Annotated in this window: 25 protein-coding genes; 9 read left to right on the forward strand and 16 right to left on the reverse strand. The window is 41.9% G+C overall.

The window, feature by feature from the left end; translation table 11 throughout:
* Nucleotides 1-69: 69 nt before the first annotated feature.
* Nucleotides 70-546 (reverse strand): hypothetical protein, encoded by a 477-nt coding sequence (locus AB6735_RS02735; RefSeq protein WP_370994291.1) that lies wholly within the window; start codon nt 544-546, stop codon nt 70-72.
* Nucleotides 547-867: 321 nt separating this feature from the next.
* On the opposite strand from AB6735_RS02735, the gene AB6735_RS02740 reads away from it, so the two are divergent.
* The gene (locus AB6735_RS02740) at nt 868-1,752 is read left to right on the forward strand and encodes a helix-turn-helix transcriptional regulator (protein WP_370994292.1); all 885 of its coding nucleotides are present in this window, start codon (nt 868-870) and stop codon (nt 1,750-1,752) included.
* Nucleotides 1,742-2,149, forward strand: coding sequence for a DUF983 domain-containing protein (locus tag AB6735_RS02745; RefSeq protein WP_370994293.1), 408 nt, complete (start codon nt 1,742-1,744; stop codon nt 2,147-2,149). The genes AB6735_RS02740 and AB6735_RS02745 overlap by 11 nt, the downstream gene beginning before the upstream one ends.
* 419 nt (nt 2,150-2,568) lie before the next feature.
* On the opposite strand, the gene AB6735_RS02750 is transcribed toward AB6735_RS02745, so the two are convergent.
* Nucleotides 2,569-2,892 carry a hypothetical protein gene (locus AB6735_RS02750; RefSeq protein WP_370994294.1) on the reverse strand — a complete coding sequence of 108 codons (324 nt, stop codon included), beginning with the start codon at nt 2,890-2,892 and terminating at the stop codon, nt 2,569-2,571.
* Nucleotides 2,893-3,161: 269 nt separating this feature from the next.
* A complete protein-coding gene (locus AB6735_RS02755) occupies nt 3,162-5,000 on the reverse strand; it encodes an ABC transporter ATP-binding protein (protein ID WP_370994295.1) in 1,839 nt (612 codons plus the stop codon).
* A gap of 139 nt (nt 5,001-5,139) precedes the next feature.
* Between AB6735_RS02755 and AB6735_RS02760 the strand changes: the two genes are divergently transcribed.
* A complete protein-coding gene (locus tag AB6735_RS02760; RefSeq protein ID WP_370994296.1) occupies nt 5,140-5,787 on the forward strand; it encodes an HAD family hydrolase in 648 nt (215 codons plus the stop codon).
* A 3-nt stretch (nt 5,788-5,790) separates the two neighbouring features.
* Here the strand turns inward: AB6735_RS02760 and accC are convergent, their stop codons facing one another.
* From accC to AB6735_RS02795, 7 genes are all read right to left on the reverse strand, one after another.
* Entirely contained in the window at nt 5,791-7,275 is a 1,485-nt protein-coding gene (gene accC, locus AB6735_RS02765; protein WP_370994297.1) for an acetyl-CoA carboxylase biotin carboxylase subunit, read from the reverse strand.
* 460 nt (nt 7,276-7,735) lie between these two features.
* A complete protein-coding gene (locus tag AB6735_RS02770; RefSeq protein WP_370994298.1) occupies nt 7,736-8,242 on the reverse strand; it encodes an N-acetyltransferase family protein in 507 nt (168 codons plus the stop codon).
* A 60-nt stretch (nt 8,243-8,302) separates the two neighbouring features.
* The gene (locus AB6735_RS02775) at nt 8,303-8,794 is read right to left on the reverse strand and encodes a c-type cytochrome (protein ID WP_370994299.1); all 492 of its coding nucleotides are present in this window, start codon (nt 8,792-8,794) and stop codon (nt 8,303-8,305) included.
* Between the two features lie 217 nt (nt 8,795-9,011).
* Entirely contained in the window at nt 9,012-9,875 is an 864-nt protein-coding gene (locus tag AB6735_RS02780) for an SDR family oxidoreductase (protein WP_370994300.1), read from the reverse strand.
* A 155-nt stretch (nt 9,876-10,030) separates the two neighbouring features.
* Nucleotides 10,031-11,023: a Hint domain-containing protein gene (locus tag AB6735_RS02785; RefSeq protein WP_370994301.1), complete on the reverse strand. Its 993-nt coding sequence runs from the start codon at nt 11,021-11,023 to the stop codon at nt 10,031-10,033.
* 140 nt (nt 11,024-11,163) lie between these two features.
* A complete protein-coding gene (locus tag AB6735_RS02790; protein WP_370994302.1) occupies nt 11,164-12,333 on the reverse strand; it encodes a histidinol-phosphate transaminase in 1,170 nt (389 codons plus the stop codon).
* A gap of 123 nt (nt 12,334-12,456) precedes the next feature.
* On the reverse strand, nt 12,457-14,040 hold the full coding sequence (locus AB6735_RS02795) for an FAD-dependent oxidoreductase (protein WP_370994303.1): 1,584 nt from the start codon (nt 14,038-14,040) through the stop codon (nt 12,457-12,459).
* Nucleotides 14,041-14,286: 246 nt separating this feature from the next.
* Between AB6735_RS02795 and AB6735_RS02800 the strand changes: the two genes are divergently transcribed.
* Both AB6735_RS02800 and AB6735_RS02805 read left to right on the forward strand, forming a co-directional pair.
* Nucleotides 14,287-14,643, forward strand: a complete 357-nt coding sequence (locus AB6735_RS02800; protein ID WP_370994304.1) for a BlaI/MecI/CopY family transcriptional regulator — start codon at nt 14,287-14,289, stop codon at nt 14,641-14,643.
* Between the two features lie 11 nt (nt 14,644-14,654).
* On the forward strand, nt 14,655-16,412 hold the full coding sequence (locus AB6735_RS02805; protein WP_370994305.1) for a M56 family metallopeptidase: 1,758 nt from the start codon (nt 14,655-14,657) through the stop codon (nt 16,410-16,412).
* 34 nt (nt 16,413-16,446) lie between these two features.
* Here AB6735_RS02805 and AB6735_RS02810 read toward each other — a convergent pair whose 3' ends face one another.
* Nucleotides 16,447-17,532: a DNA topoisomerase IB gene (locus tag AB6735_RS02810; RefSeq protein WP_370994306.1), complete on the reverse strand. Its 1,086-nt coding sequence runs from the start codon at nt 17,530-17,532 to the stop codon at nt 16,447-16,449.
* Between the two features lie 152 nt (nt 17,533-17,684).
* On the opposite strand from AB6735_RS02810, the gene AB6735_RS02815 reads away from it, so the two are divergent.
* Nucleotides 17,685-18,698 (forward strand): aldo/keto reductase, encoded by a 1,014-nt coding sequence (locus AB6735_RS02815; RefSeq protein WP_370994307.1) that lies wholly within the window; start codon nt 17,685-17,687, stop codon nt 18,696-18,698.
* A gap of 108 nt (nt 18,699-18,806) precedes the next feature.
* Here the strand turns inward: AB6735_RS02815 and AB6735_RS02820 are convergent, their stop codons facing one another.
* The gene (locus AB6735_RS02820) at nt 18,807-19,343 is read right to left on the reverse strand and encodes a hypothetical protein (RefSeq protein ID WP_370994308.1); all 537 of its coding nucleotides are present in this window, start codon (nt 19,341-19,343) and stop codon (nt 18,807-18,809) included.
* A gap of 213 nt (nt 19,344-19,556) precedes the next feature.
* Here AB6735_RS02820 and AB6735_RS02825 point away from each other — a divergent pair, with 213 nt between their 5' ends.
* Nucleotides 19,557-20,072, forward strand: coding sequence for a YceI family protein (locus tag AB6735_RS02825; protein WP_370994309.1), 516 nt, complete (start codon nt 19,557-19,559; stop codon nt 20,070-20,072).
* A 118-nt stretch (nt 20,073-20,190) separates the two neighbouring features.
* Here AB6735_RS02825 and AB6735_RS02830 read toward each other — a convergent pair whose 3' ends face one another.
* Nucleotides 20,191-21,210 carry a low specificity L-threonine aldolase gene (locus AB6735_RS02830; protein ID WP_370994310.1) on the reverse strand — a complete coding sequence of 340 codons (1,020 nt, stop codon included), beginning with the start codon at nt 21,208-21,210 and terminating at the stop codon, nt 20,191-20,193.
* A 147-nt stretch (nt 21,211-21,357) separates the two neighbouring features.
* Between AB6735_RS02830 and AB6735_RS02835 the strand changes: the two genes are divergently transcribed.
* The gene (locus AB6735_RS02835) at nt 21,358-22,047 is read left to right on the forward strand and encodes a hypothetical protein (RefSeq protein WP_370994311.1); all 690 of its coding nucleotides are present in this window, start codon (nt 21,358-21,360) and stop codon (nt 22,045-22,047) included.
* Nucleotides 22,048-22,183: 136 nt separating this feature from the next.
* Here the strand turns inward: AB6735_RS02835 and AB6735_RS02840 are convergent, their stop codons facing one another.
* Together AB6735_RS02840 and pdxH are read right to left on the reverse strand one after the other, a co-directional pair.
* Complete coding sequence (locus AB6735_RS02840; RefSeq protein WP_370994312.1) at nt 22,184-22,681, reverse strand: NADH-quinone oxidoreductase subunit C; 498 nt, start codon at nt 22,679-22,681, stop codon at nt 22,184-22,186.
* Complete coding sequence (gene pdxH, locus AB6735_RS02845) at nt 22,678-23,325, reverse strand: pyridoxamine 5'-phosphate oxidase (RefSeq protein ID WP_370994313.1); 648 nt, start codon at nt 23,323-23,325, stop codon at nt 22,678-22,680. The genes AB6735_RS02840 and pdxH overlap by 4 nt, the downstream gene beginning before the upstream one ends.
* 190 nt (nt 23,326-23,515) lie before the next feature.
* Between pdxH and AB6735_RS02850 the strand changes: the two genes are divergently transcribed.
* Nucleotides 23,516-24,079, forward strand: coding sequence for a YqgE/AlgH family protein (locus AB6735_RS02850; RefSeq protein ID WP_370994314.1), 564 nt, complete (start codon nt 23,516-23,518; stop codon nt 24,077-24,079).
* A gap of 79 nt (nt 24,080-24,158) precedes the next feature.
* Here AB6735_RS02850 and purE read toward each other — a convergent pair whose 3' ends face one another.
* On the reverse strand, nt 24,159-24,656 hold the full coding sequence (purE, locus tag AB6735_RS02855) for a 5-(carboxyamino)imidazole ribonucleotide mutase (RefSeq protein ID WP_370994315.1): 498 nt from the start codon (nt 24,654-24,656) through the stop codon (nt 24,159-24,161).
* Between the last annotated feature and the right edge of the window lie 33 nt (nt 24,657-24,689).

The raw sequence follows: 24,689 nt of genomic DNA on the forward strand, positions 1-24,689 counted from the left end.
TGATTCACTGTCTACAGGGCAAATTGGTCAAAATCCCCTATAATGCTTTATTAAGATCAGTTAAAAAACTCAATTTTTGGCGGTTACAGATCCATTATTACCTGCCGGGGTTTCCAGGTCCTCAAACATTTTACAAACCTGAGTAATTTTCCATTTCTGGGCATCATCCTTTTCAAGTATGAGATAATTATGTTGTATACTGTCGTGGTAACTAAAATCAACCCTGGCTATAACCAGCGCATCACTTTTGGCCAGCACCTCATAATTTGACTGACAGTTTTGCTGGGTGCCTGCTTCTTTTTTCATAGCATCAACTAAACTCGATTTACTTTGCTGAATTACTTTATTGCCGCGAGGGATCTTTAGGGTATAATTTTCATCCAGTATCTTATTAAGCTCTTTATAATTTCCATTCATATGGCTATCGATAAAGTCGCGGATCACTGAAGCATAACCGGCATCCTCAGTTTTTGGACCTGTGTAAGCATAGATTGATGTGACTGATAATAAACTTATTAAGCAAGCCACTAAAAATTTGATTTTCATTGTGATGTTTTTTTTATCAAATTTCACCATGACCTCAAAATAAAAATGTGTGCAGAACACCATAAAAATATGCGTAGAGCACCCAAAAAATATGCGTATAACACCGATGGCATTAACTAAAAGAGAAGAAATAATATCGAATAATGATTTTTAATACCCAGCATCGATTTCTTCCTTCGTTATTTAAATATCGGACACTCATTATTCAATATTCAAAATAAGTTTTTTTGATTAGTGGTATTTTTCAATTATCGTTGAATAGTACCATTTAAAATAAAAATAGTACCATTATAAATGGCAATTTGATGTGTAATTTTGTTCATGTTACAAAACATACCATTATATGACATCTGTTCGCTATCCGATATCAATCAGGACGATATACTGATAAGCCGTTTTGCGCCATACCTGGATACCCATAAAAACCTGTTTACTACCCATCGTCACTCCTTTTATCACCTGGTATTATTTACAGAAGGATCTGGTACACACTCCATAGATTTTGAAAACTTTGAGGTTAAACCCAGACAAATTTATTTTATGATACCCGGCCAGGTTCATTCCTGGGGTTTTGAGGGCTTTACAGACGGTTATATTATCAATTTCTCGGCATCGTTCATCCAATCATTCGTGTTGCAACATGGCTACCTGGATAATTTTTCATTTTTTAGCGGTAACCTGGCCGACGCAGTGATTAATTTACCTCTTGAAACTTATGAAGTTATCAGGCCACTTTTTGAAACTATATTAGCCGAAGCCGCAAATCCGGGTGCATCAGCTGCGGATATGATCAGGCTGCTGATGCTTCAAATATTTATCAGGGTTAACAGGGTTACCACAACGCCTACAGTAAACAATAGTTCATCTTACAACCAAACCCTGCTCAAAAATTTTAAAAATTTAATCGAACATCATTATACCGACATCAAGCTTCCTAAGGATTACGCCGCTATGCTGTATATAACCCCCAACCACCTTAACGCCGTTTGCAAAGACATGATGGGTGTATCGGCTGGCGAAATGATCCGTAACCGGATCATACTGGAAGCTAAGCGTATGCTGACTAATCCACAGCTTAGCATTAACGAAATATCATTGAAATTAAACTTTAGTGATAACTCCTATTTTACCAAATTTTTTAAAAAACTGGAAAATATTACACCCGAAGAATTCAGAAAAAAACTATTAAACGATCATGGAAAATAACAATTATAAATTAGCGGCATGGCCAGCTTTTGTACATGCCAAATGCCCACGTTGCAGACGTGGCGATATGTTTGCTACCCCCATGTATGGCTTTCAGGGTCAGCAAATGCACAAAACCTGCCCACACTGCGGTTTAACGTATGAAAGAGAGCCCGGCTATTTTTATGTGGCTATGTTTGTAAGTTACGCTTTTAATGTTGCCGAAATGGTAACAGCGGCAGTGGCCATAAGCGTATTAACCGGAAGCCACAATCCATGGTTATATGTTACTATTATATTGGCTATTGCGGTTATACTTTCGCCTTTTAACTTCAGGTATTCAAGGGTTATGCTATTGTACTGGCTTACACCAGGCCTGCACTATCACCCTGAAATGAGCCGCGACAAAATAAACTGATCTTTTGATGATGATAAGCGTCGGCTGGTTTTACTTGCCGGCGCTTTTTTATGATCAAATAATTTCGCTACTATTAAACTATGTGATTGGCTTTGGGTCAAAATTGTATCACATCATATTTTTTGAACCATGAAAGCGAAATTAAACATCATAAAAAAAGACTTATATAATGTATTTATAATGGGCAATGCCGATGAACAGCAATTAGCAAGGATCTATATTTTACTCGCCATCCCCTTTTTTACTTTACTTTTTACCTTTGGACACTTCCCAAGTTATAAGTGAGACAAATTTGCATTATCTAACCTGGTTGCAGATGGAATGCCTGCAACCAGGTTAAAAACAAAACAGCCGTTATATTGCTGTAACGACTGTTTGTCAACTGTTTCCCTAATTAAACTAACTAAACTAAACGATCATTAATACTGTTGTGTGTATTGGCCTAAACGGTTAATAACCATTTGTACATTTTTAATATAAAAAACACTGTTATAATTATATTGATTATCTGCCCACCTTTTTGTTTTTAAAAGGCTTTTATAACTAAAACCTGAGATCATAGAAAAATTCTTTTTGAGATCTGTTTGCGCTACGCTATCAGGCTGATTGTTATCCTGATACTTTATTTCAGATGGCAGGTTATTGAATGTTTTTATTTCACTATCTGAAGTAAATATTTTGGCGCAAGCCACGAGTGCAAGGGAAACAAAAACGAAAATTAAAAAATGGTAAAAAAGTTTCATAGTAAATAGGTTGGTTAATGTTTAATCAATTACCCGTTAAACATTAATTCAAAATTAATCTTACCACACCACAAATAACAGGGTGATAATACGGTATAGCCTACGTATTTCTACGCATTTTTGAATATCCTTAAATAAGCTATTGATTTATTGATAATTCCTGATGATTACAATAACTAATTTATTAAAAATAAAAACAACAATGAAGATATATGATTATCACTTAAATATCAGGAAGATATCGATATGGCATTAACTACTGATTAAATTTACCGGTATCCTGCAGCTTGCAAATCAAATAACTCTGCATAACGACCTCCTTTAAGCAATAACTCGGCATGGCTGCCTATTTCCACCAGTTCTCCTTTTTCCAATACCAAAATACGGTCGGCCATACGAACGGTACTAAAACGGTGCGAGATCAGTACCGCCGATTTCCCTTTAGTTAATTCGGCAAAGCGCTCAAAAACATTGTATTCGGCCCGCGCATCAAGGGCCGATGTAGGCTCATCTAATATGAGCAATTGGGCATCGCGCATATAGGCCCGTGCCAGGGCAACCTTTTGCCATTCGCCTCCGGATAATTCAACCCCATCGGCAAAGCGTTTGCCCAATTGCTGATCATAATTACCGGGAAGTTTGGCTGCCAGTAGATCGGCCAGGCTTTGGCGGGCTGAGTTCTCAATGAGTGGCCGGTTATCTTTTTCGCTTATTTTGCCTACAGCTATATTTTGGGCGAAGGACATCTGATAGCGCAGATAATCCTGAAAAATAACACCAACGTTAAGCCGGAGGTCGGTAAGGTCATATTGTTTCAGGTCGATGCCATCCAATAATATCCGGCCTTCTGTAGGGTCATACAAACGGGCGAGCAATTTTACCAGCGTGGTTTTGCCGGCGCCGTTTTCGCCCACCAGCGCCAGTTTTTCGCCCGGAAACAAGGTAAAATTCAAATGCCGGTTGGCCCATCTATCAGAGTTTACATACCGGAAGCCCACATTCTCAAAAGTAAAACCCTGTTGTATGATCTTAGGAAATGGCAGCGCATTTTCGGCCAATTTGATCTTAGGTACGATCTCAAAAAATTCAAAAAAATCACGCAGGTAAATAGCGCCTTGTGACACGGCTGTAAAGCGGGTCAGGATACCCTCCAACAAAGTGCGGAGTTGCCTGAACGAACCGGCTAAAAATGCCAGCTCACCAATGGTAACGCTTCCGTTAACCGTACGTACAATAATAACCAGGTAGGCGGCATAATAACCCAGACTGCCCAGCATGGCAAAAAAAGTCCCCCATAAGGAACGCTTTATGGCCAACCGTTTATTATCGCCATAAAATTTATCAGACAGGAGCCTGAACCTGTCGATAATAAAGCCCGAAAGGTCAAATATTTTTACTTCTTTGGCTGTTTCGTCACTGGCCCCCAGGTAACGTACGTAATCCAACTCACGCCGCTCCGGTGTTTGCCCGCGGGTAAGCGCGTAGCTTTGATCGTTAAAGTACGATTCACCTAAAAAAGCGGGAATAATAGCAATAAGCAGCAGCACAATAAGCCAGGGATTAAAAGCCATTAATCCAACAGCCAGGAAACCCATGGTGATCAGATCCTGCACCTGGCTCATGACCTGCGAGAGTAATATGGTGCGACCCACGGTTTGCTGCCGGGCGCGTTCCAGCTTATCATAAAATACCGAATCTTCAAACTGATCCAGATCCAATGTGGCGGCATGCTCCATGATCCTGACAGAAGTATAGTTACTGAACAGGTCGCCCAACAGGCTATCCATCAGTGTTATGGCGCGGCTAAGTGCGTCGGTTAATATGGCCAGGGCAAACTCCAGCCCTACCAGTTGCCACAGATAGGTCATATCCTTAACATGCGCATGACTTACCGTTACTACCTGGTCAATGATCAGTTTACCTACATACAGCAGCCCCAATGGCATAGCTGAGCGTATGATCCGCAGCAGGGCGTTCACTACCGTCATCCAGCGGCTGGTTTGCCATACCAGTTTAAAAAACGCGGGCAAATTACGGAGCGCCTCAAAACGTTCCTTTAAAGTAACTTTATGAGTGATGGTGTTTTTGGGTGGACGATCTGTCTTCAATAGTTATTCTTTAGTTGATATAAGCGAATTTAACCAATTAGGCACCTAACCACCTAAAGGGAAAATTATTTTACATTGACTTGTTTTTTCAGCAACCGCCTGCCAGAACAATAACCCGCTTTTTATTACTTTTGCCGCCATGATGAATTCTTCACTACACAATCAATTTGACAGTATAATTTTTGATCTCGATGGCACCCTCTGGGACAGCACCGCCACAGTAGCCCTGGCCTGGCAGGCAGCCCTTTCAAAAGTAGATTATATTGATGAACTGATGACCGTAGAACGTGTTAAATCGATCACCGGCATGACCTACGATGCCATTTTTGATAAGCTATTCCCCAATCTGGATACCAACCAACGTAAGGAAGTACAAGCCCTTTGTGCTATCAGCGAGCTGGAGATCCTGCATGCCAAAGGCGGTGAGCTATATCCGCAACTGGAAGAAACGCTGAAATACCTGGGCACCAAATACAAACTGTATATTGTAAGCAATTGCCAAAACGGTTATATCGAGTTATTCCTGGACCTGAATAACATGCACACATATTTTTTAGGGCATCAGTGTTTTGGTACCAAAGGCAATCCAAAGGCCGATAATATTAAGGATATTGTAAACGATCATCAGCTTAAAGCACCCGCATACGTAGGTGATACCATGGGCGATTATACAGCGGCACATCAGGCTGGCGTACCCTTTATTTTTGCCAGCTACGGATTTGGTAAAGTACCTGATGGCATGATAGCTACTGTGGATAGTTTTAAGGAGCTTGCAGAACTGCTGTAACCGCTACTGCAGGCGGGTACGGTTTTTTACCCAATTACTTGTTTCTGCTGTTGCTACCGGTGCAGTTATGGCTTTCTTTTGATTGAGCAGTTGTTCCATAATTACGGCAGCAATTGCCACTTCGCCCTCGTCTTCGGTATTTAAAACTTCTGGAGTAAAATATTTTTTTACAAAGTGTGTATCAAAGTTGCCCGATGTAAATGCCTCATGCTGCATCACAAACCGGCCAAAACCAAGCGTGGTAGTTATCCCGGTTATCTGGTACTCATCAATAGCGCGCAGCATTCTTTCAATTGCCTCGGTTCTGTCTTTACCATAGGTTATCAGTTTGGCAATCATCGGATCATAGTAAATAGGTATCTCCATGCCTTGCTCAAAACCATCATCAACCCTTACCCCTGCTCCTTTAGGAGTAATATAAGTTTGAAGCGTACCGATATCCGGTAAAAAATTATTTGCAGGGTCTTCCGCATAAACCCTTAGTTCAATAGCGTGCCCGCGTATCTGCAGATCTTCCTGTTTAAAGCTAATAGCTTCGCCACGCGCTATGCGTATCTGCTCTTTCACCAGATCGATACCGGTTATCAGCTCCGTTACCGGGTGTTCTACCTGCAGGCGTGTGTTCATCTCCAGGAAATAAAAGTTCAGGGCATCATCCATAATAAACTCAACGGTACCAGCACCGGTATAATTTACAGACCGGGCTACATCAACCGCGCATTTACCCATTTGCTCCCTGATCTGTGGAGTAAGCACTTTTGAAGGCGCTTCTTCTATCACTTTTTGATGACGGCGCTGCACAGAACAATCGCGCTCAAAAAGATGTACGATATTGCCATGCGTATCGCCCAAAACCTGTATTTCGATATGCCTGGGTGATGATACATAACGTTCAATAAAAACAGATCCATCGCCAAATGCCGAAGTAGCCTCGGATACAGCAAGTTCCATTTGCTCTTCAAAGTCGGCCTCACTTTCTACTATACGCATGCCTTTACCTCCGCCGCCAGCGGCGGCTTTGATCAGTATCGGGAAACCAACTTCTACAGCTCTTGATTTTGCCTCGGCAAAATCGGTAATAGCTTCCTCGGTGCCTGGTACCATGGGTATATTATACTTTAAAGCAGCTGCTTTGGCCGATAGCTTGTTGCCCATAACTTCCATAGCCTCGGGCGACGGGCCAATAAGTATCAGTCCGGCCTCTTTTACTTGTCGCGCAAAACCTGCGTTCTCGCTCAGGAAGCCATAACCGGGATGGATACCCGTAGCACCTGTTTTTTGACAGGCTGCAATAATCTTTTCACCATTAAGATATGACTGGTTTGAGGGAGCTGCGCCAATATAAACTGCCTCGTCGGCATAGCGTACATGCATCGCGCCACGGTCGGCATCTGAATATACCGCCACAGTTTTAATACCCATTTCGAGCGCGGAGCGCATTACTCTTAAAGCTATTTCGCCCCGGTTAGCGATCAGTATTTTTTGCATTTAACAAATGTAATGGATTTACACTTTGCAAAATACTATTTTCTTGATCGGAAAAAAGATACAGGAATAATAAAATCAATCAGACTTGGTCAGAGTTTCCACCTGTATGATTTGCTGTGGCAGCGATAGCAGACGTATCTTTTAAGCGGCAGCCAAAACAAAAACATTTTTACCAATGAGCCACGAGGTATGCGGTTAATATTAATATTATTGCAACGTCTGCAATGAACCGTGTGTGCATGGCTTGTTTTTTTGGGGGAATCAATGGTAAGAACCGGTTTTTCTTCAATTTCAACAGTCATTGTCAGTTAATTAAGGGGATTTTCACCATCCAACTGAAATAAAACTACCAAAAGCGCATATTTATTCAATAAATTCGCATTTCAATCAGGGGGCGACTAAAGTTAACTAAAAGACAATTAAATTTATAGCTTTTTTTTCTTTAAATTGATAATTAATATTACTCATCAAGCAATAATTGCATAAAAAGCAGGTCGAGCCAGCGATTAAACTTAAAACCAACCTCTTTAAAGTGCGCAACCTGCCTAAAACCCAGTGACTGATGCAAATGATAGCTAACCTGATTTTCGCTGTCGATACCTGCTATCATCGCATGAATACCGTTTTTTTGGGCTATTTCAATAAGTGGCCGAAGTAAAAGTTTGCTGATACCCTGTCCCTGAAAAACAGGGTCAATGTAAACGGAATGTTCAACAGTATAACGATAACATGGCCAGATGCGAAAATGGCCGTAAGTGCAAAAACCGGCTATCTTTCCACCCGATTCTGCCACAAGCACCGGAAAGCCATTACTTATTCTGTCCTGGTACCATGCCTGGCGCATTTCAAGCGTATGCGGTTGTTCGCTGTAAACAGCAGTGGTGTTTAGTATGGCATCGTTATATATGTGCAGAATAGCCAGCAGATCGTCTTCATTAGCATTTCTGACCTTGATTATACTGTTCATATTCATAGTAAATTAAAACACCCCTTACTTTATGTAAGAGGTGCTTTGAATATTTAAGGATCATCCTTTTTTATCAGGGCTACCGGTTGCAGGAGCGGGCTGACCGCCAGGAGGCATGCCACCAGGGGCACCACCGGCAGGTATAACAACTTCGGGATGTGCTGTACCACGATGGCAGGTATTACAGTTGACACCAGATTGCATGACCATGCCTAATGAATCTTTTTTGGCATGAAAATATTTCTGGTTTATTTTATTCATCATTTTGAACATATCGCGGGCCATTTCCTTTTCAGGTTTGGCATCGCTCGCCCAGTCCATTTTTTTGGTTTCGTCATTACGTACGTGGCAAAAGTTGCAATGCACACCTAAAGAATGCTCCCATTCTTCCATTACTTTATGAAGATTATCGCCGGTGATGTTTTTTGGTAGCACCTTGAGGTTTTTAAACCCGTCATCCTGTGGCTTTTTGGGAGTCATGGATGTCATAGCACCTAATACTACAACAGATAACAATCCGAGGGTAGCAATTATTTTTCTATTAAAAGGCATGATTGTCATATTTAAGTCACCTAAAATAACTATTAAGTTTTAATGGCACAACACCTGATGGCGTAAAAAAGGTAATTTTTACGATACAAAAAAGAGAGTCAAGAGCAAAGAGTCAGGAAGTAAGAGAATCGTATATCTTTATTTTTAAACGATTACTAAAATACAGGTCTTTTGTGATTAATTCTTCGTCTTGATTCTTGATTCCCGGTTCTTAACCTTAATTCGCGTTGATAACCGGCCAGATCAAATACCGTGAAAGGAGTTTTTCGCTAATGGCCCAGAGCCTATTACGTGATTCGGTGTCTGTTGCAATAGCCGAGGTTTTGGCAACCTTCTTTTTGATAAAATAAGCGCCGTTATGTTTTTCGAGTTTTGCTGCGGTAGCCAGGTATATAATGGTTTCGGCTCCCTGTTCAGGCGTTATCATTAACGGGCGTGCCAGCAGCATCATTATTTTGCCAAAACCTTTGAGGGTAGCCCCAAAAGCAGTTTTCACCAGACCCGGATGCGCCGAGAATGACAGAATACCCTTATTGGCATATTTTTCGGCCAGTAATTGGGTGAAATAAATATTGAATAGCTTACTCATACCATAAGCCTTAAAAGCGCTGTAAAATTGCTCCCATTGAAGGTCATCAAACCGTGGTTTACCCCATTTATGAGCTTCCGAACTTACATTGATGATGCGGGCCTGTCCTTTTTGCAGCAAGGGCATCAGGCAGTGGGCTAATAAAAAATGTCCCAGGTGATTGGTAGCTAATGTCATTTCAAACCCATTCTTGCTCAGTTGACGTTCGTCAAAAACCCCACCGGCGTTATTGATGAGCGTATTAATGGCAAATAGCTTTTCGGTTAGTTCGTCTGCAGCTTCACGCACGCTTTGTAAATCGGCCAGGTCGCAACGCAGTATATATATTTCTTTGTTGCCCGTTTTACCTATTATTTGTTTTTTGAGCCGCTCGCCTTTGGGTATATTACGTACCAGTAAATAAAGTGCATGCCCCTGCGCGGCCAGTGCCAAAGCGGTTTCTTGTCCTATGCCGGATGTTGCCCCGGTGATGATGGTTGTTTTTAAAGCCATGCCCTCTACTCTCTGAAAAAATATTTGTGGAAGGTACTATTGTTTTAAACGCTTCCGTATCGATTAAACGTAAAATTTCTATTGGAATAATTAAAAAACAAGAAAACCGGGGGTAATAATACCTTTTCCATTTTACGGGAGCGTTGAGTTGGCCGTTATTTCTGCATAACCATTACGCCATTCATGAGCAAGGTACTACCGCCATCAGCTACAATGTTGTACACTTTTTGTAAGCCTCCGCCATGTTCTGTTTTCTGCAAAACCGTAAACGTTTCATAACGACCGGTTTGCTCATTCATGCACAGCACCTCCTGCCCTTCGGTTATTTCACCCATTTTCAGGTTGCCTTGTTTGGTCAACATAGGATGATTCGGGGTAGCTTGTAATACTTTGGTGTTTAAGCTGATCTGTTGCCCGGCATTGCTGTTTTTTACGATAGCCGATACCAGCACCAGTTGGGTTAACGCGTAGTTTTTAGCTTCATGTATGGTTAATTCCATTACTTTTACCGCAGAACGTTTTTTAGTAGCCGGATCAATAGTGATCACCTTATCGCCGGTTTTTATGCTTTTTAGCATTTTCTTTTCGCCGCCGGCCATCGTCACCAACTCATCTCCCGGAAAACAAATATCGTTACCATAAGTGGCAGCCTCCTCTTTCAGGTCCTTGCCTCCATTTAAGACTTTGTACTGTTGAAAGCTCACCTCTTTTGACAGGATATAAGATAGCTTTAAAATGAAATTTGTTTCTTCTTTATTAATGTTGTCAATATCCTGAAAATATTTTGCCCAAACTTTGGCATCAGCTGTAAAATCGGGAACAAGGGTCTTATATAGTTTCCCTTTTTCGTTGGTATAAAACACCATTAGTCCTATTTCCTGCATTCCTTCTTTAGCGATGAGTTTGTACAGGTCAATACGCTTCTTTAAGCCGTCGGCTCCTGTAACAAAATAGGGCTTACGGCCCTCATACCTATCGAGCACATAAGTATTCTCAAATTTCACATAAGTGTCCTTATCCAGGTCGGCGATAGTAAAAGCTTGCGCCTTATCATATTCGGCCATGGTGAGTGGCCTTGGGTTTACCGTTTGGGCCCGGCACAAATAAATTGAAGCTGTTAAAAGCAGTGTTAATGTTAGTTTACGCATATGTAAAAGAGTCAAGATATAAGAGTCAAGAATCAAGATATAAGAATTAAGAGGCGGAAAAAACAAAAGACGGAGTAAGGATAATATTCCTTTTGCTTCTCATCTTGTTTCTTGACTCTTATCTCTTGATTCTGTTAAGATTAAGATATTTGTTTAAATGCCTCGGCAAAGGCTTCCATTTCGTCCATACGGCCAATGCTTACGCGGCACCAGTCTTTATCGTTTAATTTCCAGTTGCGTACGCCCACACCGCGTTTCATCATTTCACCTACGAATTTCTGGCCATCCATTTTAAGCGGGAACATCACAAAGTTGGCCGATGACGGGATATACTCATAACCTTCCTTTTTAAGTACAGAATACAAGTACTCTTTGGATGCATTCGTTTTCTTTAAGGTATCATTTAAAAAATCAGTTTCCCGGTAAGCGGCAAGCGCGGCAGCCAGCGTTGGGGCCGAAATACTCCATGATTGTGTAGTATATTTTTTAAAGGTTGTAATGGTATCGGGCTGCGATATGATATAACCCAAACGCATACCGGCAAAACCATACAATTTGGAGAATGTACGTGCCACAATTACATTATTGCCTGCTTTAACAGCGCTGATCATGGTAGAAGACTGTGGATCGGGCAGATAATCGATATAAGCTTCATCAACAAATACCGTTGTTTTTTTGGATACACGCTCGCAAAAAGCTTTCAGTTTGGCAGTATCCACAATAGTAGCCGTTGGATTATTGGGATTACAGATGTAAACCAAACCGGTGTTATCATCTACTTTAGCTTCCATCGCGTCCAGATCAAGTTTATAATCGGCCGTGAGCGGTACTTTCACCCATTTCCCGTCCAATGCCTGGGCACGGCCTGGCAGGTCATCATAAGAAGGGTCACCGGTGATCACCGTTTTACCACCTTTGGTGTAGTGCATGGCAGCAGCCAGCAACAGCGGGGTTGAACCGGCATCCATCAGAATGTTACTGGATTTTACTCCTTCATAATCGGCTATTTTATTATAAAGCAACGGCAGATCAAAAAATGGATACTGATAACATTTGTCAATAGCATCCTGGATGGCCTTTTTTGCTTTGGCTGAGGGACCAAACGGATTTTCATTAGCCAATAATCTCGCTTTCAATTCAAAGCCAGCATGGGTTATGGCCTCCAGATCATTTAAACTAAGTGCCGAGGGTTTAAAAGCACGAACCGGCATTGCTGCCAGCTTATTGATAGTACCAGAAAAGAAGGCCAGTCCCCCGGCCATAAATGCGCTGGATTTGATCCAGGTTCTGCGGTTTAGTGAATTTGCCATGGTGGTTTGGTTTTAATTTAGTATCAAGTAGTTAGTATCAAGTATCAAGACAGCTTCATCTTTCTTTTAAACTCATCAAAAAATCTTGATACTTGATACTAACTACTTGATACTATTATTATACTACTTGATACTATTATATTGAATACCTTGTTCGCTCATCCTGGCATGCAGGGCGGCCACTGTGCTCCTGGCCGATTCAAATGCCCCGGCCATCCAGGCGTTTAAATAAGTTAAATGTTCGCCGGCAAAATAAACCTGCTTGTCCGGTTTCAGCAGCACCGGATACTGGTTTTTACGCGTTTCGGTAGTGTAAACGGCCCATCCACCTAAATTGTATTTGGTCTTGTGCCAGCTTACCGAAAAGGAGCGTTCAAATTCCGTATCGTACTGTGGATGTATGAGTCTGCCTTTTTCCAGCGCGAATTTTTCGCGGTCGGCATAGCTTAAAGCGCCTGTTTTCTGGGCTTTTTCATTAAAGTTGTAATATCCTATTAAGATACCTTTTTTTCCGAGATAATCATAGGACGGATAAAAGATCTGTGTCAGGTCGTTATTGGTATGTGTAATGCCGCCATAAATATGTTCATCCTCTTCCCAAAACCGGCGCTTAAACTGCAAGCCTATTTTACCCGTTGAGTTATACCCGATATAATCAATAGCCCTGCTTACATCGCCCGAGAAATTATTACTGATATTACTTAAAACAGGAAGCGGCAAGGTACAAATACACATGTCGCCGGTAAGCTGATGTTCGCCTTGTGCATCTTTGTAAATAATTTTTACACCCTCTGCCAAATTGTTTATAGCCGTAACTTCGGCTCCCATTTTTATAGATGGCGCTACTTTTTTCTCCAGCGCTTTAGCTATCTGATCCATACCGCCTACGGCCTGGAACATCGTCATCTGCAACTCATAAGTATATTCGGCAACATTATAAAAATCAGGATCCATTAAGCCCGAATGCAGAATGTCGGCCAGTTTATGCGGATCGGCAATTTTACCCGGCTTGTCCCCTGCTCCCGGCGATTCGGCGTAGCCCCTTCGTGCCGATGCCTTATATAGTTTATCGATATCTAAACCACCCTCTGCTCTTAAATATTCGATGATCTTTTCGCCATCCTCTTTGGTCAGGTTACTGTCGAGGCTGCCATGATCAATACTTTTGGCCAGCATTTCGGTCATGTATCCCCGGATATCGTTATGGACTTCCCTAACTCGTACTTTTTTGTTCGACAGCGGCCCCCTGCCTTCGGCAAAATAATAGGCACCTTCATTTACATTATTATAAACCTGTATGGGTACACCCAGTTCCTTACAATAGTGAAGAGTAAGCTCATGGTTGTGTGGTATACGCGACGGTCCGGCGTTGAAATACAGACCATCGTCAAAACGGGCAGTTACAGCGGGCTTATCGATCTCCTGGTGGGTACTGCCATTGCGGATACTCCAGCAACGCCCCCCGGCACGCTGGCGCGCCTCCAGTATGGTGCACTGGTAACCTAATTTATTCAGTTCATAGGCAGAGGTCATGCCCGCAAGGCCAGCCCCCAATATAATGATGTGTTTGCCTTTGCCACTACCTTCCAAATTAAAAGCATGAGCGGGTGCCGGGCGTAACAAACCCAGGGCCATCATAGCAGGATAAGTCCCACCGGCAAGCATAGCTCCTTTACCTAAAAAGTCTCTGCGGGTAATTGTTTTCAATAAGCGTTTTATGTTTTATACTATGTTGTGTGTTAAAGATAATAATTATTAAAACATTGTCTGAACTGGAATTTGTAGAATTAAAGAATTTTCAGAATTTGATCAACTAATTTGCCCTGCCATCTAAACCATCGTGCAGAATAACAATTAAAATATTCATTCTATAAATTCCGGTTCAGATACTTTTTAAAATAAATTTGCACATCTACGAAATATTCGTAGATTTACGAAATAATCGTAAATACAATGGAGAAATTATCGCAGCAAGAGGAAGAAGCCATGCAGGCCGTGTGGCAATGCGGCCCTGGTTTTATTAAAGATTTTCTGGAACAATTGCAGGAACCCAAACCTCCTTATACCACCCTGGCATCCACTATTAAAAACCTGGAGCGCAAAGAATTTTTAAAAAGCGAAAAAATGGGCAATTCGCTCCGTTATATCCCTATTATTAAAGAAGAGGAATATAAAAAACGCTTTATGAGCGGCTTTGTGAGCGATTACTTCCAAAACTCATACAAAGACCTGGTTACGTTTTTCGCCAATGAAAAAAAGATAAGCGCCAGCGATCTGCAGGAGATCATTAAACTAATTGAAAAACAATAAACCCTACTAACATGCCAGCATTGTTTGTTTTTTTACTTAAAGTAAATATTGCCCTGTTATTATTTTGCGCGGGTTATTACCTGGTACTCCGGCCGCTTACTTTTTATACGCTCAACCGCGTTTATCTGCTTGCCGCTATCGTATTTGCCAGTGTGTACCCATGGCTCAATCTTTCGGCCTTTTTACAGCGGCATGAAGAATTGGTTAAACCGGTACAAAAAGTGATCATTAACTGGCAGGCGCCGGTACTGGTAAAATCGATGAGCCAGCCCGATTACTGGCGCTGGGCCGAGGTTATTTTTTGGTTGGGTGCCTACATACTGGCTCTTAAACTGGTGGTACAGTTATTCTCGCTGTACAGATTATATAAAAGCTCCAAACCGGCTACCATTAATAATCACCAGGTACGGATCATGGACAAAGACGCCGCGCCTTTCTCTTTTTGGCAAAGCATCTTTGTGAACCCATCAAAACATGAACCTGCCGACCTGAAGGCTATATTATTGCATGAGCAAATACACGTGAACGAATGGCATACCGCTGATATATTGCTGGCCGAAGTAAGCAGTATTTTTTACTGGTTTAACCCGGGCATCTGGCTCATGAAAAAAGCTATCCGTGAAAACGTAGAGTTTATAACCGACCGCAAAATATTGAACCATGGCATCGACAGTAAAACTTATCAATATAGCCTGGTTTCGGTAAGCTTTAACAACCAACAACCTGGTATAGTGAACCATTTTAATATATCAACCATCAAAAAACGCATTATCATGATGAACGCTAAAAGATCTTCGAAAATAAACCTTACGCGATACGCTTTCCTTGTACCCGCGGTGATTACTTTGCTGCTGGTATTCAGCATATCAAAGGCCGATTTTGCCAAACCTATCCGGGTAAAGCTGGTCAACGCTGTGAAGCCGCTTGAAAACATCATCACTGTTGCCGCTCTACCTAATCCGGCGGGTAATACGCCGCTTCCAAAGCTTAAAAAGGTAAGCCGACAGACAGCTAAAGTTTTGCCGGTTGTAAAACCAGATACTATCAAAAAAGTGCTTATTATCGGCGATAAAAACAATAAAGATTCTGTGGTTTGTTATATCAATGGTGTAAAAGGCAGTCTTAAAAATATTGATCCAGATAATATAGCGGAAGTTAATGTATTAAAAGGCGATCATGTAGACCGCTTGCCCACATATGTTAATCGTGATGATGTAAGAAATGCTGGTGTAATACTTGTTATTACCAAAGATTCGCCCGAGGGAAAAGCACGTTTGCAAAAATCAGCAAAAACAGACGACATTGTACTAAACGGATATAAAGTTAATCCTGATACGAAGGTAGACGCGATTGTGGTTACCGGCTTTAAAGTTCAACCCGACCCCAAGGTTACTACCACCTTCTCTACTAAAACCTCAACTAATGTAAATGGCGCCCATACTGCTGTCAGTGCTGATGATTCTATAGCCCCTCTAAAAAAATCTCTGACTACACTGAGATCTATTTCAAAGACATCTACCAATGGCCAGTCATCTACAACCGGAATCTCAGTAAGCAGTAACAAGGGCATCCATATTACCGCTGATAATGGTTCAAATCCTTTAATCATGGTTGATGGAACTGAGACAACAGGAGCGGCGCTAAAAAATATAAATCCAGACAGGGTAGAAAAAGTAGACGTGATAACAGGAGATGACGCCACCAAGAAATACGGCAATAAAGCTAAAGATGGTGTTATAATAATAACCACTAAAAAGAAGGTTGATTAATAAAAAACATTCGCTTACCGATCACAATAATATATCAACTGGCTTCGGCCAGTTTTTCTGTTTCAAGCAGGTTAAGCAATGCCTTTTCTGCCTGGTTAAGCTGGGTGGCCTTTTCATCCTTATCCTCATCAAGCTCGCTAATATATTTAAACAGGGTGCCATCCTCATAGCTTTTGATCACCAATGGATGTACATAATATTTCTTACAGACCGAACGGGTGTTTCCTAAAGTAACAGCCACTTCGTCAATTACGCTTACAATTTTTTTGCGGCACTCGGTTGCATTGGCAAATTCACCAGCCGATTTAAACGCGTATAAGGCGCTTACGCTGCCTGCCCATGTACGGAAATCCTTGGCTGTAAAATCTTCGCCGGTAATTTCTTTCAGGTAATTGTTTATATCACCGGAGTCAATACTGTGGCGCTCATCGCTTTCGTCATAATATTGAAAAAGCTCTTTTCCGGGTATATCACGGCATTGTTTTACCAAGCGGGCCAGCTTTCGGCTTTGCAGACTTATTTTATGCTGCACACCCTTTTTACCTTTAAACTCAAACCTGATAGTTGCTCCTTCAATTTTAATATGCCGGTTTTGCAGCGTGGTAAGTCCAAAAGAGCCATACAATTTCTGATATGCTTCGTTTCCTACCCTGATACTGGTTAATTCCATGAGGCGTACGGCAAGGGCTACTACTTTTTCATGATCGAGTTTGTGCCTGGCCAGGTCCTTATCTACCTGCTCCCGTATCACAGGCAAATAAGATGCGAAAGTCTGCAAGCGATAATATTTGGATTGATTGCGGATCTTGTTCCACCCGGGGTGATAGCGGTATTGTTTCCGCCCGGCAGCGTCGATACCGGTAAACTGCAAATGCCCGTTTTCATAGGGTGATATCCATACCTGGGTATAGGCCGGAGGAATCACCAACCGGGTAAACCTGTTTATCAATTCCTTATCTTTTACCAAATTGCCCCCGGCATCGTAAAAACTCCATCCTTTACCCGACCTTTTGCGGGTATAGCCCGGCGATGAATCTGACACATATCTTAATCCGACCGCTTTTGCGGTGACCTTGGGATCACGACCAATTTTTTCCAGTTTTTGCAGCAATCGGTTCATATAGTTGGAACAACAAAGCCTTGATCATTAAGTTTTGATGAGCAGGCAAGGGAGCTGAAATACCCGAATCAACTTTTACTTAATAATGTTGTTATATTTTACAATCATTCGATTTGTTAACTAATTTCACATCAAACAAAAACCACTAATTGATGAAATATAATTTTTTAGGGAATACCGGCTTGCTGGTTTCCGAGCTTTGCTTTGGCACTATGACCTTTGGCGGTACCGGCTTGTATGAGGCAATCGGCAAGGCCCAGCAAAAAGAGGTTAATGATATTATGAAAACGGTTATTGACTCGGGCATCAACTTTATTGATACTGCCAATGTATATTCGTTTGGCGAGTCTGAATCACTGTTGGGTCAATCGATCAAAGATGTAGGGCTTGACCGTAACCAATTGGTTATTGCCACCAAAGTACGGGCTTTTTTAAACCAGGGACAAAACAGCGGAGGTTTATCCCGATATCACATATTCCAATCGGTTGATGCCAGCCTAAAACGCCTGCAGCTGGATCATATCGACATATTGTATGTGCATGGTGTGGATTATCATACCCCAGTGGAAGAGATCATGCGCTCATTAAATGATATTATTTTAAGTGGCAAAGTGCGTTATGTAGCCGTTTGTAACTGGCCCGGCTGGATGGTGATGAAAGCCATGGGAATTGCCGAAAAAAATGGATGGCACAAGTTTGTAGGTATGCAATGTTTTTACTCACTGGCAGGCAGAGATATTGAAAGAGAGATATTGCCGGTAGCTATCGACCAAAATATGGCTATGATGCCCTGGAGCCCATTAGCAGGTGGTTTTTTATCGGGCAAATTTACCCGCGACAATCAAAACGCCGAAGGATCGCGAAGAGCGACGTTTGACTTCCCGCCGATAAATAAGGAAAAGGCATTTGATATTATTGATGTAATTTTAGAAATAGGCAAACAGCATCACGCATCGGCCGCGCAGATTGCGCTGGCTTGGGTACGCCTGCAAAAAGGGATCACCAGTACCATCATCGGTGCAAAAAACAATGATCAGCTGGTGGATAATATTAAATCGACCGAGATTATATTATCTGATGATGATCTGAAAAAGATCAATGAAGTAAGCGCACTCCCGGTTGAATACCCAGGCTGGATCATAGATTATCAAAATAGGTTCAGGTAGACTAAAGAAGTTTTGAGCAATGAGTTATGAGTAAACCTTTACTCCGTAATACACAAAAGGGAAGTCATGATATGCCTTCCCTTTTGTGTATATCATCAGATAGCAAAATTATAATCCAAAGCCATAAGCTACCCGTACGGCAAATATACCCAGATGATCTTCCTTATGGGTAAGGTAATCATAATGAATACCGAAATCCCAGTGTTTGGTAGCATAACCCAGGTTAGGTGACAGATCTAAACGGCGAGGCCCCCAATCCGGACCTTCCAGTTTTTCAAAAGCCACGCCAATTTCACCTCCTACATATACATTGGGCAGAAAAAACTCCTTAACACCGGCTTTTATAGGCAGTTCACCATAGCTTTGATATCTTCTGTCCTGTCCGGGTATTTTTTTGGGGAAAAAGTGATAACCACCGGCAGTAAAGGTGATAGCAAGATCATTAGTAACACCGTACTGCAGGCGTGCGGTTCCGCCAAGACTAAAGTTTGTACCCAGTTTGGCAACTCCAGTCGGAAGGCCCGATTCAATGCCTAAGCTTAAAACAAAGTCTTTGGCCGGGGTAGTTTGCGCTTTTACGTTGGTTGCAAAAAACAAAATAGCTGCCATAAAAGCTACACCTATTAGTTTTGATAGTTTTTTCATTTGTAATAATTTTTAGTAAACACTGTTTATATACATTACTATCTCATTTGCAAATAGGTTGCCTCCCCTCTTATTTATTTTTTAATTAATAGCCATATAAAATGACTTAGCATGATTTTTTTAGTGCAGGCAACCTATTACTCAAAGCCATCGTATTTTTTGTAACGACCATCATTTAAACGGGGTTATATATCAAATCAAAAAAATATTCACATGAAAAAAACTGTCTATCCCGCGCTGATCATATTATTCATCAGCATTTCGGCCTTTATTGCGGCCACTACCTGGAAGGTAAAAGATCCTTATGAAATAAAATTCTCTAACGGTAAAATTCATGGGGAATTTCAGGGTTTAAAAGCGAATATTGAATTCGATAAAGCACATCCTGAAGACGCAAGGATCTCGGCCACTATTGATGCTACTACTTTAAGCACAGGTTTTTTTATTAAAACCAGCCACTCTAAGGATGCTATTGATGTGGACCATTACCCCATCATCAGCTTTACATCAAGTGCTGTGAGCAAAACCAATGCGGGTTATGATGCCAACGGCAAGCTTACTTTAAAGGGTGTTACTAAGCCTGTTACTATCCATTTTACATTTGATGATAAAGGAAACGAGGGCATTTTTAAAGGTACTTTTAAAGTAATTACCAAAGATTTCGGCATCACTAAAAATGGTTCGCCCGATTACCTGGACATTTCCTTAACCGTGCCGGTAATCAAATAAGCCATTCATGAATTTTGAGCTATGCGGGGCGAATTGTGTGTTTTAATTTAATGGCTCAAAAAGAAAGCCCGGAACTTAAAAACTCCGGGCTTTTGATTGAATACTTTCTCCTGCTTCCCTATTCAAAACTCTTTAACACTTTAATAACGTGTTCTATTTGATCCGGGTGAACATCCAGGTGCGTTACAAAACGGATGCGGTGCTTGTCGGTATCTATGGCTTTAATACCATGTATAGCCAGCTTGGCCAGTACCGCTGTCGCTGGCTCAACAGTATCAAAAAGCACGATATTGGTTTCTACGGGCAGTACATTACTTACCCAGGATAATTTACTTAGCTCGTCGCCCAAAATAGCGGCATGAGCATGGTCAATTTTAAGCCGCTCTACATGATGGTCGAGTGCATAGATACCTGCAGCCGCCAAAAAACCGGCCTGCCGCCATCCACCACCCAAAACCTTACGGATACGACGGGCATATTTGATAGTTGCCGCATCGGCCAGTAAAACCGAGCCAACCGGCGCACCCAGTCCTTTTGATAAACAAACAGATATCCCATTAAAATATTTACCATAGTCGATGGCTTTATCGCCGGTATGGGCCAGAGCGTTAAATATACGAGCGCCATCCAGATGAAGCTTCAAGCCTTTGGAGCGGCAAAGCTCGGCAATAGGGGCAATATCGGCCAGCGTATAACAGCTGCCCCCACCTTTATTTACGGTATTTTCCAACACCACTAAGCTGGTATGGGGGTAATGGATATTTTCGGCGTTGATCTCGGGCGCTATCATTTCGGCAGTAATAATGCCCCGGTACCCGTTTAACAAACGGGTGGATACACCTGAATTAAAGGCAATGCCCCCACCCTCGTACCTGTACACATGTGCAGTTTGGTCGGCAACCAGCTCATCTAAGGGCTGTGTAAAACATTTAATAGCTATTTGGTTAGTCATAGTTCCCGAGGGGCAAAACAAGCCCGCTTCCATGCCGAAAATTGCGGCCGCTTTCTTTTCCAACTCGGCAACGGTTTCGTCTTCGCCAAAAACATCATCGCCTACTTTGGCGCTCCACATGGCTTCGAGCATACCTGGTGTCGGTTTGGTAACCGTATCGCTGCGTAAATCAACAGTTAATTGCATGATAATTTTTAATTCCTATTTTAGATGCTCAAATCTAAATGATATGCGTTCAATTTTACAATCATCCATGTATTTTATGCGTGTAACAAATATGTATCCGTCATATTAAAATGTTTTAAATTTACGTTCTCTGTTTTTTAACCCGCTATGCGTATTACCATACTTCTTTCATTAATCGTATTGAGCTTCACATCGGCACAGGCTCAAAAATGGCAGCCCGGTACTTTTACCGATGTAAAAGGCAACCGCGAAACCGGTTTTATCAGGCTTAACCCTCCCGGTAAAGGACCTATAAAAGATGAAGGTTTTATTGAATTTAAAGAAACCGAAAAAAACAATCCTTATAAATTAAGTGCCAGCGACTTGCGGTCATTCATCGTGGCTAAAGATAGCTTTGTAGTAGCCCACGCCCCTCAGAATGGCGCCTGGGGTAAAGAAGAGACCGATTTTGTAAAAGTTGTGATAGACGAACCTACTAAGCTTTATGTTGCCCAGGGGGGGAAAGGTGGCGGTGGTGGAAGCGGTTTTGGTATTTCGCCGGGAGTTGGCATGGGCGTAGGTACCGGAGGTTATGGCAGCGGTATAGGCGGTGGTATAGGCATATCCCTTGGTGGCGGCCGTGGCCGTAACGGTGGCAAAACCATTTATTACTATGGCGCCAATACCGCCGAAATGAAACAGCTTACCGACGAGAATTTTGAAGATATTATGACCGATATTATGGGCGATGATCCCGATGTGGTCGAGAAAATACATGCACATCAATATGGGCTAAAGAATATTGATAAGCTGCTGAAGTATTATAATGAAACTAAGCTGAGCCCCCCAACGCCCTAAAGGGGAGCAAAAATATGCAGATGTGCAAATTTCAGATGTGCAGATGCTTTTAATACTCTGTTTAACACTGATCATTTGCATATCCGCACATCTGAAATCCGCACATTCAAAAGCTCCCCTTTAGGGGGCAGGGGGCTTAATCTATCTTGATTCCCTTATAATATTCGGCATTTTTATAATCTTTCCGGAGCGGAAAGCCTTCCCAATCGTCGGGTAATAATATCCGGCGAAGATCGGGGTGACCTTCAAAAAAGATACCGAGCAAGTCATAGGCCTCTCGCTCATGCCAGTCGGCTGTACGGTACACACTGGTTATGCTTTTAAATTCAGGCAATTCGGTGCTTTCCCGGTCATGCGGCTTGCTTATTTTTAACGTAAGCTGTGTTTTATAAGGTATAGATGCCAGGTGATAAACCACGCCATAGCGGTTATCCTCATCATTGTAATGCACGCCGCTAAGGCTCGATAAAAAATCGAAATAGGTTTGCGGATTATTACGCAATTCCAGGCATACCACTGTAATATCATCAGGGTTGATTAATAGAGCAGATTGCAGCCCACCTGTTTCTTCGCCTGTAATTACGGCTTCGCCAAATTTTTCTATGAGCAGTTGTTTAATATCGTCAAACATCATGGTGCCAAACGTACTTTTTTCCAGCTTTTTTTATCAACTTTTTTATACAGTATACGGTCATGCAAACGACTTGACCGGCCCTGCCAAAATTCAACCAGTTGCGGGTTCAGGATATAGCCTCCCCAAAATGATGGTTTGGACACTTCCTTGCCTTCATATTCTGCTTCCAACTCACTCCATTTTTTTTCCAGCCCCTCACGACCTTCAATCTCCTGACTTTGTGGTGAAACTACGGCTCCTATCTGGCTGCCCTTTGGCCGCGTGTGGAAATATCTTTCAGAATCTTCCTTGCTCAATTTTTCTATTGTTCCTTCAATACGAACCTGGCGTTGCAGCTCGGCCCAAAAAAAAGTGATGGCCCCCTGCGGATTCTTGGTGATCTCCTTACCCTTACGGCTTAAGTAATTGGTATAGAACATAAAACCATGCTGATTAAAGCCTTTTAACAACACGACACGTGCCGATGGTTTTCCATTTGTGGTAGCTGTAGCCAACGTCATGGCATTGGGTTCATGCAATTTTGCGGCTAAAGCTTCGTTAAACCATTGTTCGAACTGATTTATCGGGTCGCCCTTGGTATCATTTTCGGATAATGTAGCGGCAGTATAATCCTGCCTTAAATTTTGTATTTCCTGTTGATTCATTGAATGCAAACTTACAAATATAGTAGCAAGTAGTTAGTATCAAGTATCAAGACAGTTTTTGAAAGTAACATTTATAGTATAAAAGCATCTTAATACTAATACCTTGATACGAAAGCAGACACACAAATTTTAATTTAATAATTGAACATATTTTTATTATGCTTGTTGTATTATTTAAAAACTGAACCTTATGTTAAGTCCTATTCCTGCCGCTGCAGGGCGTTTACTGATTTCGGAGCCTTTTATGATGGACCCGAATTTTAAAAGATCGGTTATCTTACTAACAGAATACTCTGCCGATGGCGCTATGGGGTTTATTTTAAACCATCACAGTGAATATATGCTGGGCGATGTTTTACCTGATGTTTCCTACTCCGAAATGCCGGTTTATGACGGCGGACCGGTAGCCAAAAACACCCTGCATTTTATGCATTGCTGCCCCGAAAAAATAGAAGGCGGCATTGAAATAGCCGAAGGTGTATTTTGGGGCGGTGATTTTGAACAGGCAAAAGAACTGATATCCAATTACCAATTAACCGAAAACGAGATTAAGTTTTTTGCAGGATATTCCGGATGGACTTCTCAGCAGCTCGACGAAGAAATATTACAGGACAGCTGGATAGTTGCCGAAAAATTCAAATCAGAAACATTATTTTCCAATGATGAGCAAAACCTCTGGAAAGAGGTTGTTATAGGTCTGGGCCAGCGCTATGCCCACATCGCCAATTTTCCGGAGAACCCGGCTTTGAATTAAGTTCTAAGTCTTGAGCCTTTAGTCTTAAGTTCAATTAAAAATGACTTAGTACTAAAGGCTCAAGACTTATGACTTAAAACTACCCTTCCATTTCCTTTGCGGAATCTTCTACTTTCTTTTTCAGGTCTTCTTTAAAGTCGATGAGATTTTTAACCAGGTATTCATCAGCAGTGGAGAGTATTTGCGCGGCCAGAATACCTGCGTTTTTTGCGGCGTTAAGGGCCACGGTAGCTACAGGGATACCATTTGGCATTTGTAATATGGACAATATCGAATCCCAGCCATCAATAGAGTTGCTTGATTTAACAGGCACACCTATCACGGGTAAATGCGTTAACGAAGCCACCATACCCGGCAAATGCGCGGCACCGCCAGCGCCGGCAATAATTACTTTAATGCCCCTATCAGCAGCAGCACGGGCGTAACTGAACATCCTGTCGGGCGTGCGGTGTGCTGATACTACCGTGATTTCATACTCCACACCTAATTCTTTTAAAACATCGGCGGCATCCTGCATCACACTTAAATCGGATTTGCTGCCCATAATGATGGCTACTTTTGGTTCTTTATTGTTCATGGTTCATGGTTCATGGTTCATGGTAAAAAACCT

Source organism: Mucilaginibacter sp. RCC_168 (assembly GCF_041355315.1).
Taxonomy (GTDB): Bacteria; Bacteroidota; Bacteroidia; order Sphingobacteriales; family Sphingobacteriaceae; genus Mucilaginibacter.

Bases quoted from the DNA above. Each gene is read 5' to 3' on its own strand.
- AB6735_RS02800 (WP_370994304.1), top strand. From the start codon at position 14,287: ATGGAGAAATTATCGCAGCAAGAGGAAGAAGCCATGCAGGCCGTGTGG.
- AB6735_RS02815 (WP_370994307.1), top strand. From the start codon at position 17,685: ATGAAATATAATTTTTTAGGGAATACCGGCTTGCTGGTTTCCGAGCTT.
- AB6735_RS02775 (WP_370994299.1), bottom strand. From the start codon at position 8,794: ATGCCTTTTAATAGAAAAATAATTGCTACCCTCGGATTGTTATCTGTT.
- AB6735_RS02810 (WP_370994306.1), bottom strand. From the start codon at position 17,532: ATGAACCGATTGCTGCAAAAACTGGAAAAAATTGGTCGTGATCCCAAG.
- AB6735_RS02780 (WP_370994300.1), bottom strand. From the start codon at position 9,875: ATGGCTTTAAAAACAACCATCATCACCGGGGCAACATCCGGCATAGGA.
- AB6735_RS02770 (WP_370994298.1), bottom strand. From the start codon at position 8,242: ATGAACAGTATAATCAAGGTCAGAAATGCTAATGAAGACGATCTGCTG.
- purE (WP_370994315.1), bottom strand. From the start codon at position 24,656: ATGAACAATAAAGAACCAAAAGTAGCCATCATTATGGGCAGCAAATCC.
- AB6735_RS02835 (WP_370994311.1), top strand. From the start codon at position 21,358: ATGCGTATTACCATACTTCTTTCATTAATCGTATTGAGCTTCACATCG.
- AB6735_RS02790 (WP_370994302.1), bottom strand. From the start codon at position 12,333: ATGGCAAATTCACTAAACCGCAGAACCTGGATCAAATCCAGCGCATTT.
- AB6735_RS02820 (WP_370994308.1), bottom strand. From the start codon at position 19,343: ATGAAAAAACTATCAAAACTAATAGGTGTAGCTTTTATGGCAGCTATT.
- AB6735_RS02760 (WP_370994296.1), top strand. From the start codon at position 5,140: ATGATGAATTCTTCACTACACAATCAATTTGACAGTATAATTTTTGAT.
- AB6735_RS02750 (WP_370994294.1), bottom strand. From the start codon at position 2,892: ATGAAACTTTTTTACCATTTTTTAATTTTCGTTTTTGTTTCCCTTGCA.
- AB6735_RS02830 (WP_370994310.1), bottom strand. From the start codon at position 21,210: ATGCAATTAACTGTTGATTTACGCAGCGATACGGTTACCAAACCGACA.
- AB6735_RS02805 (WP_370994305.1), top strand. From the start codon at position 14,655: ATGCCAGCATTGTTTGTTTTTTTACTTAAAGTAAATATTGCCCTGTTA.
- AB6735_RS02850 (WP_370994314.1), top strand. From the start codon at position 23,516: ATGTTAAGTCCTATTCCTGCCGCTGCAGGGCGTTTACTGATTTCGGAG.
- AB6735_RS02785 (WP_370994301.1), bottom strand. From the start codon at position 11,023: ATGCGTAAACTAACATTAACACTGCTTTTAACAGCTTCAATTTATTTG.
- pdxH (WP_370994313.1), bottom strand. From the start codon at position 23,325: ATGAATCAACAGGAAATACAAAATTTAAGGCAGGATTATACTGCCGCT.
- AB6735_RS02740 (WP_370994292.1), top strand. From the start codon at position 868: ATGTTACAAAACATACCATTATATGACATCTGTTCGCTATCCGATATC.
- AB6735_RS02745 (WP_370994293.1), top strand. From the start codon at position 1,742: ATGGAAAATAACAATTATAAATTAGCGGCATGGCCAGCTTTTGTACAT.
- AB6735_RS02825 (WP_370994309.1), top strand. From the start codon at position 19,557: ATGAAAAAAACTGTCTATCCCGCGCTGATCATATTATTCATCAGCATT.
- AB6735_RS02840 (WP_370994312.1), bottom strand. From the start codon at position 22,681: ATGATGTTTGACGATATTAAACAACTGCTCATAGAAAAATTTGGCGAA.
- AB6735_RS02735 (WP_370994291.1), bottom strand. From the start codon at position 546: ATGAAAATCAAATTTTTAGTGGCTTGCTTAATAAGTTTATTATCAGTC.
- accC (WP_370994297.1), bottom strand. From the start codon at position 7,275: ATGCAAAAAATACTGATCGCTAACCGGGGCGAAATAGCTTTAAGAGTA.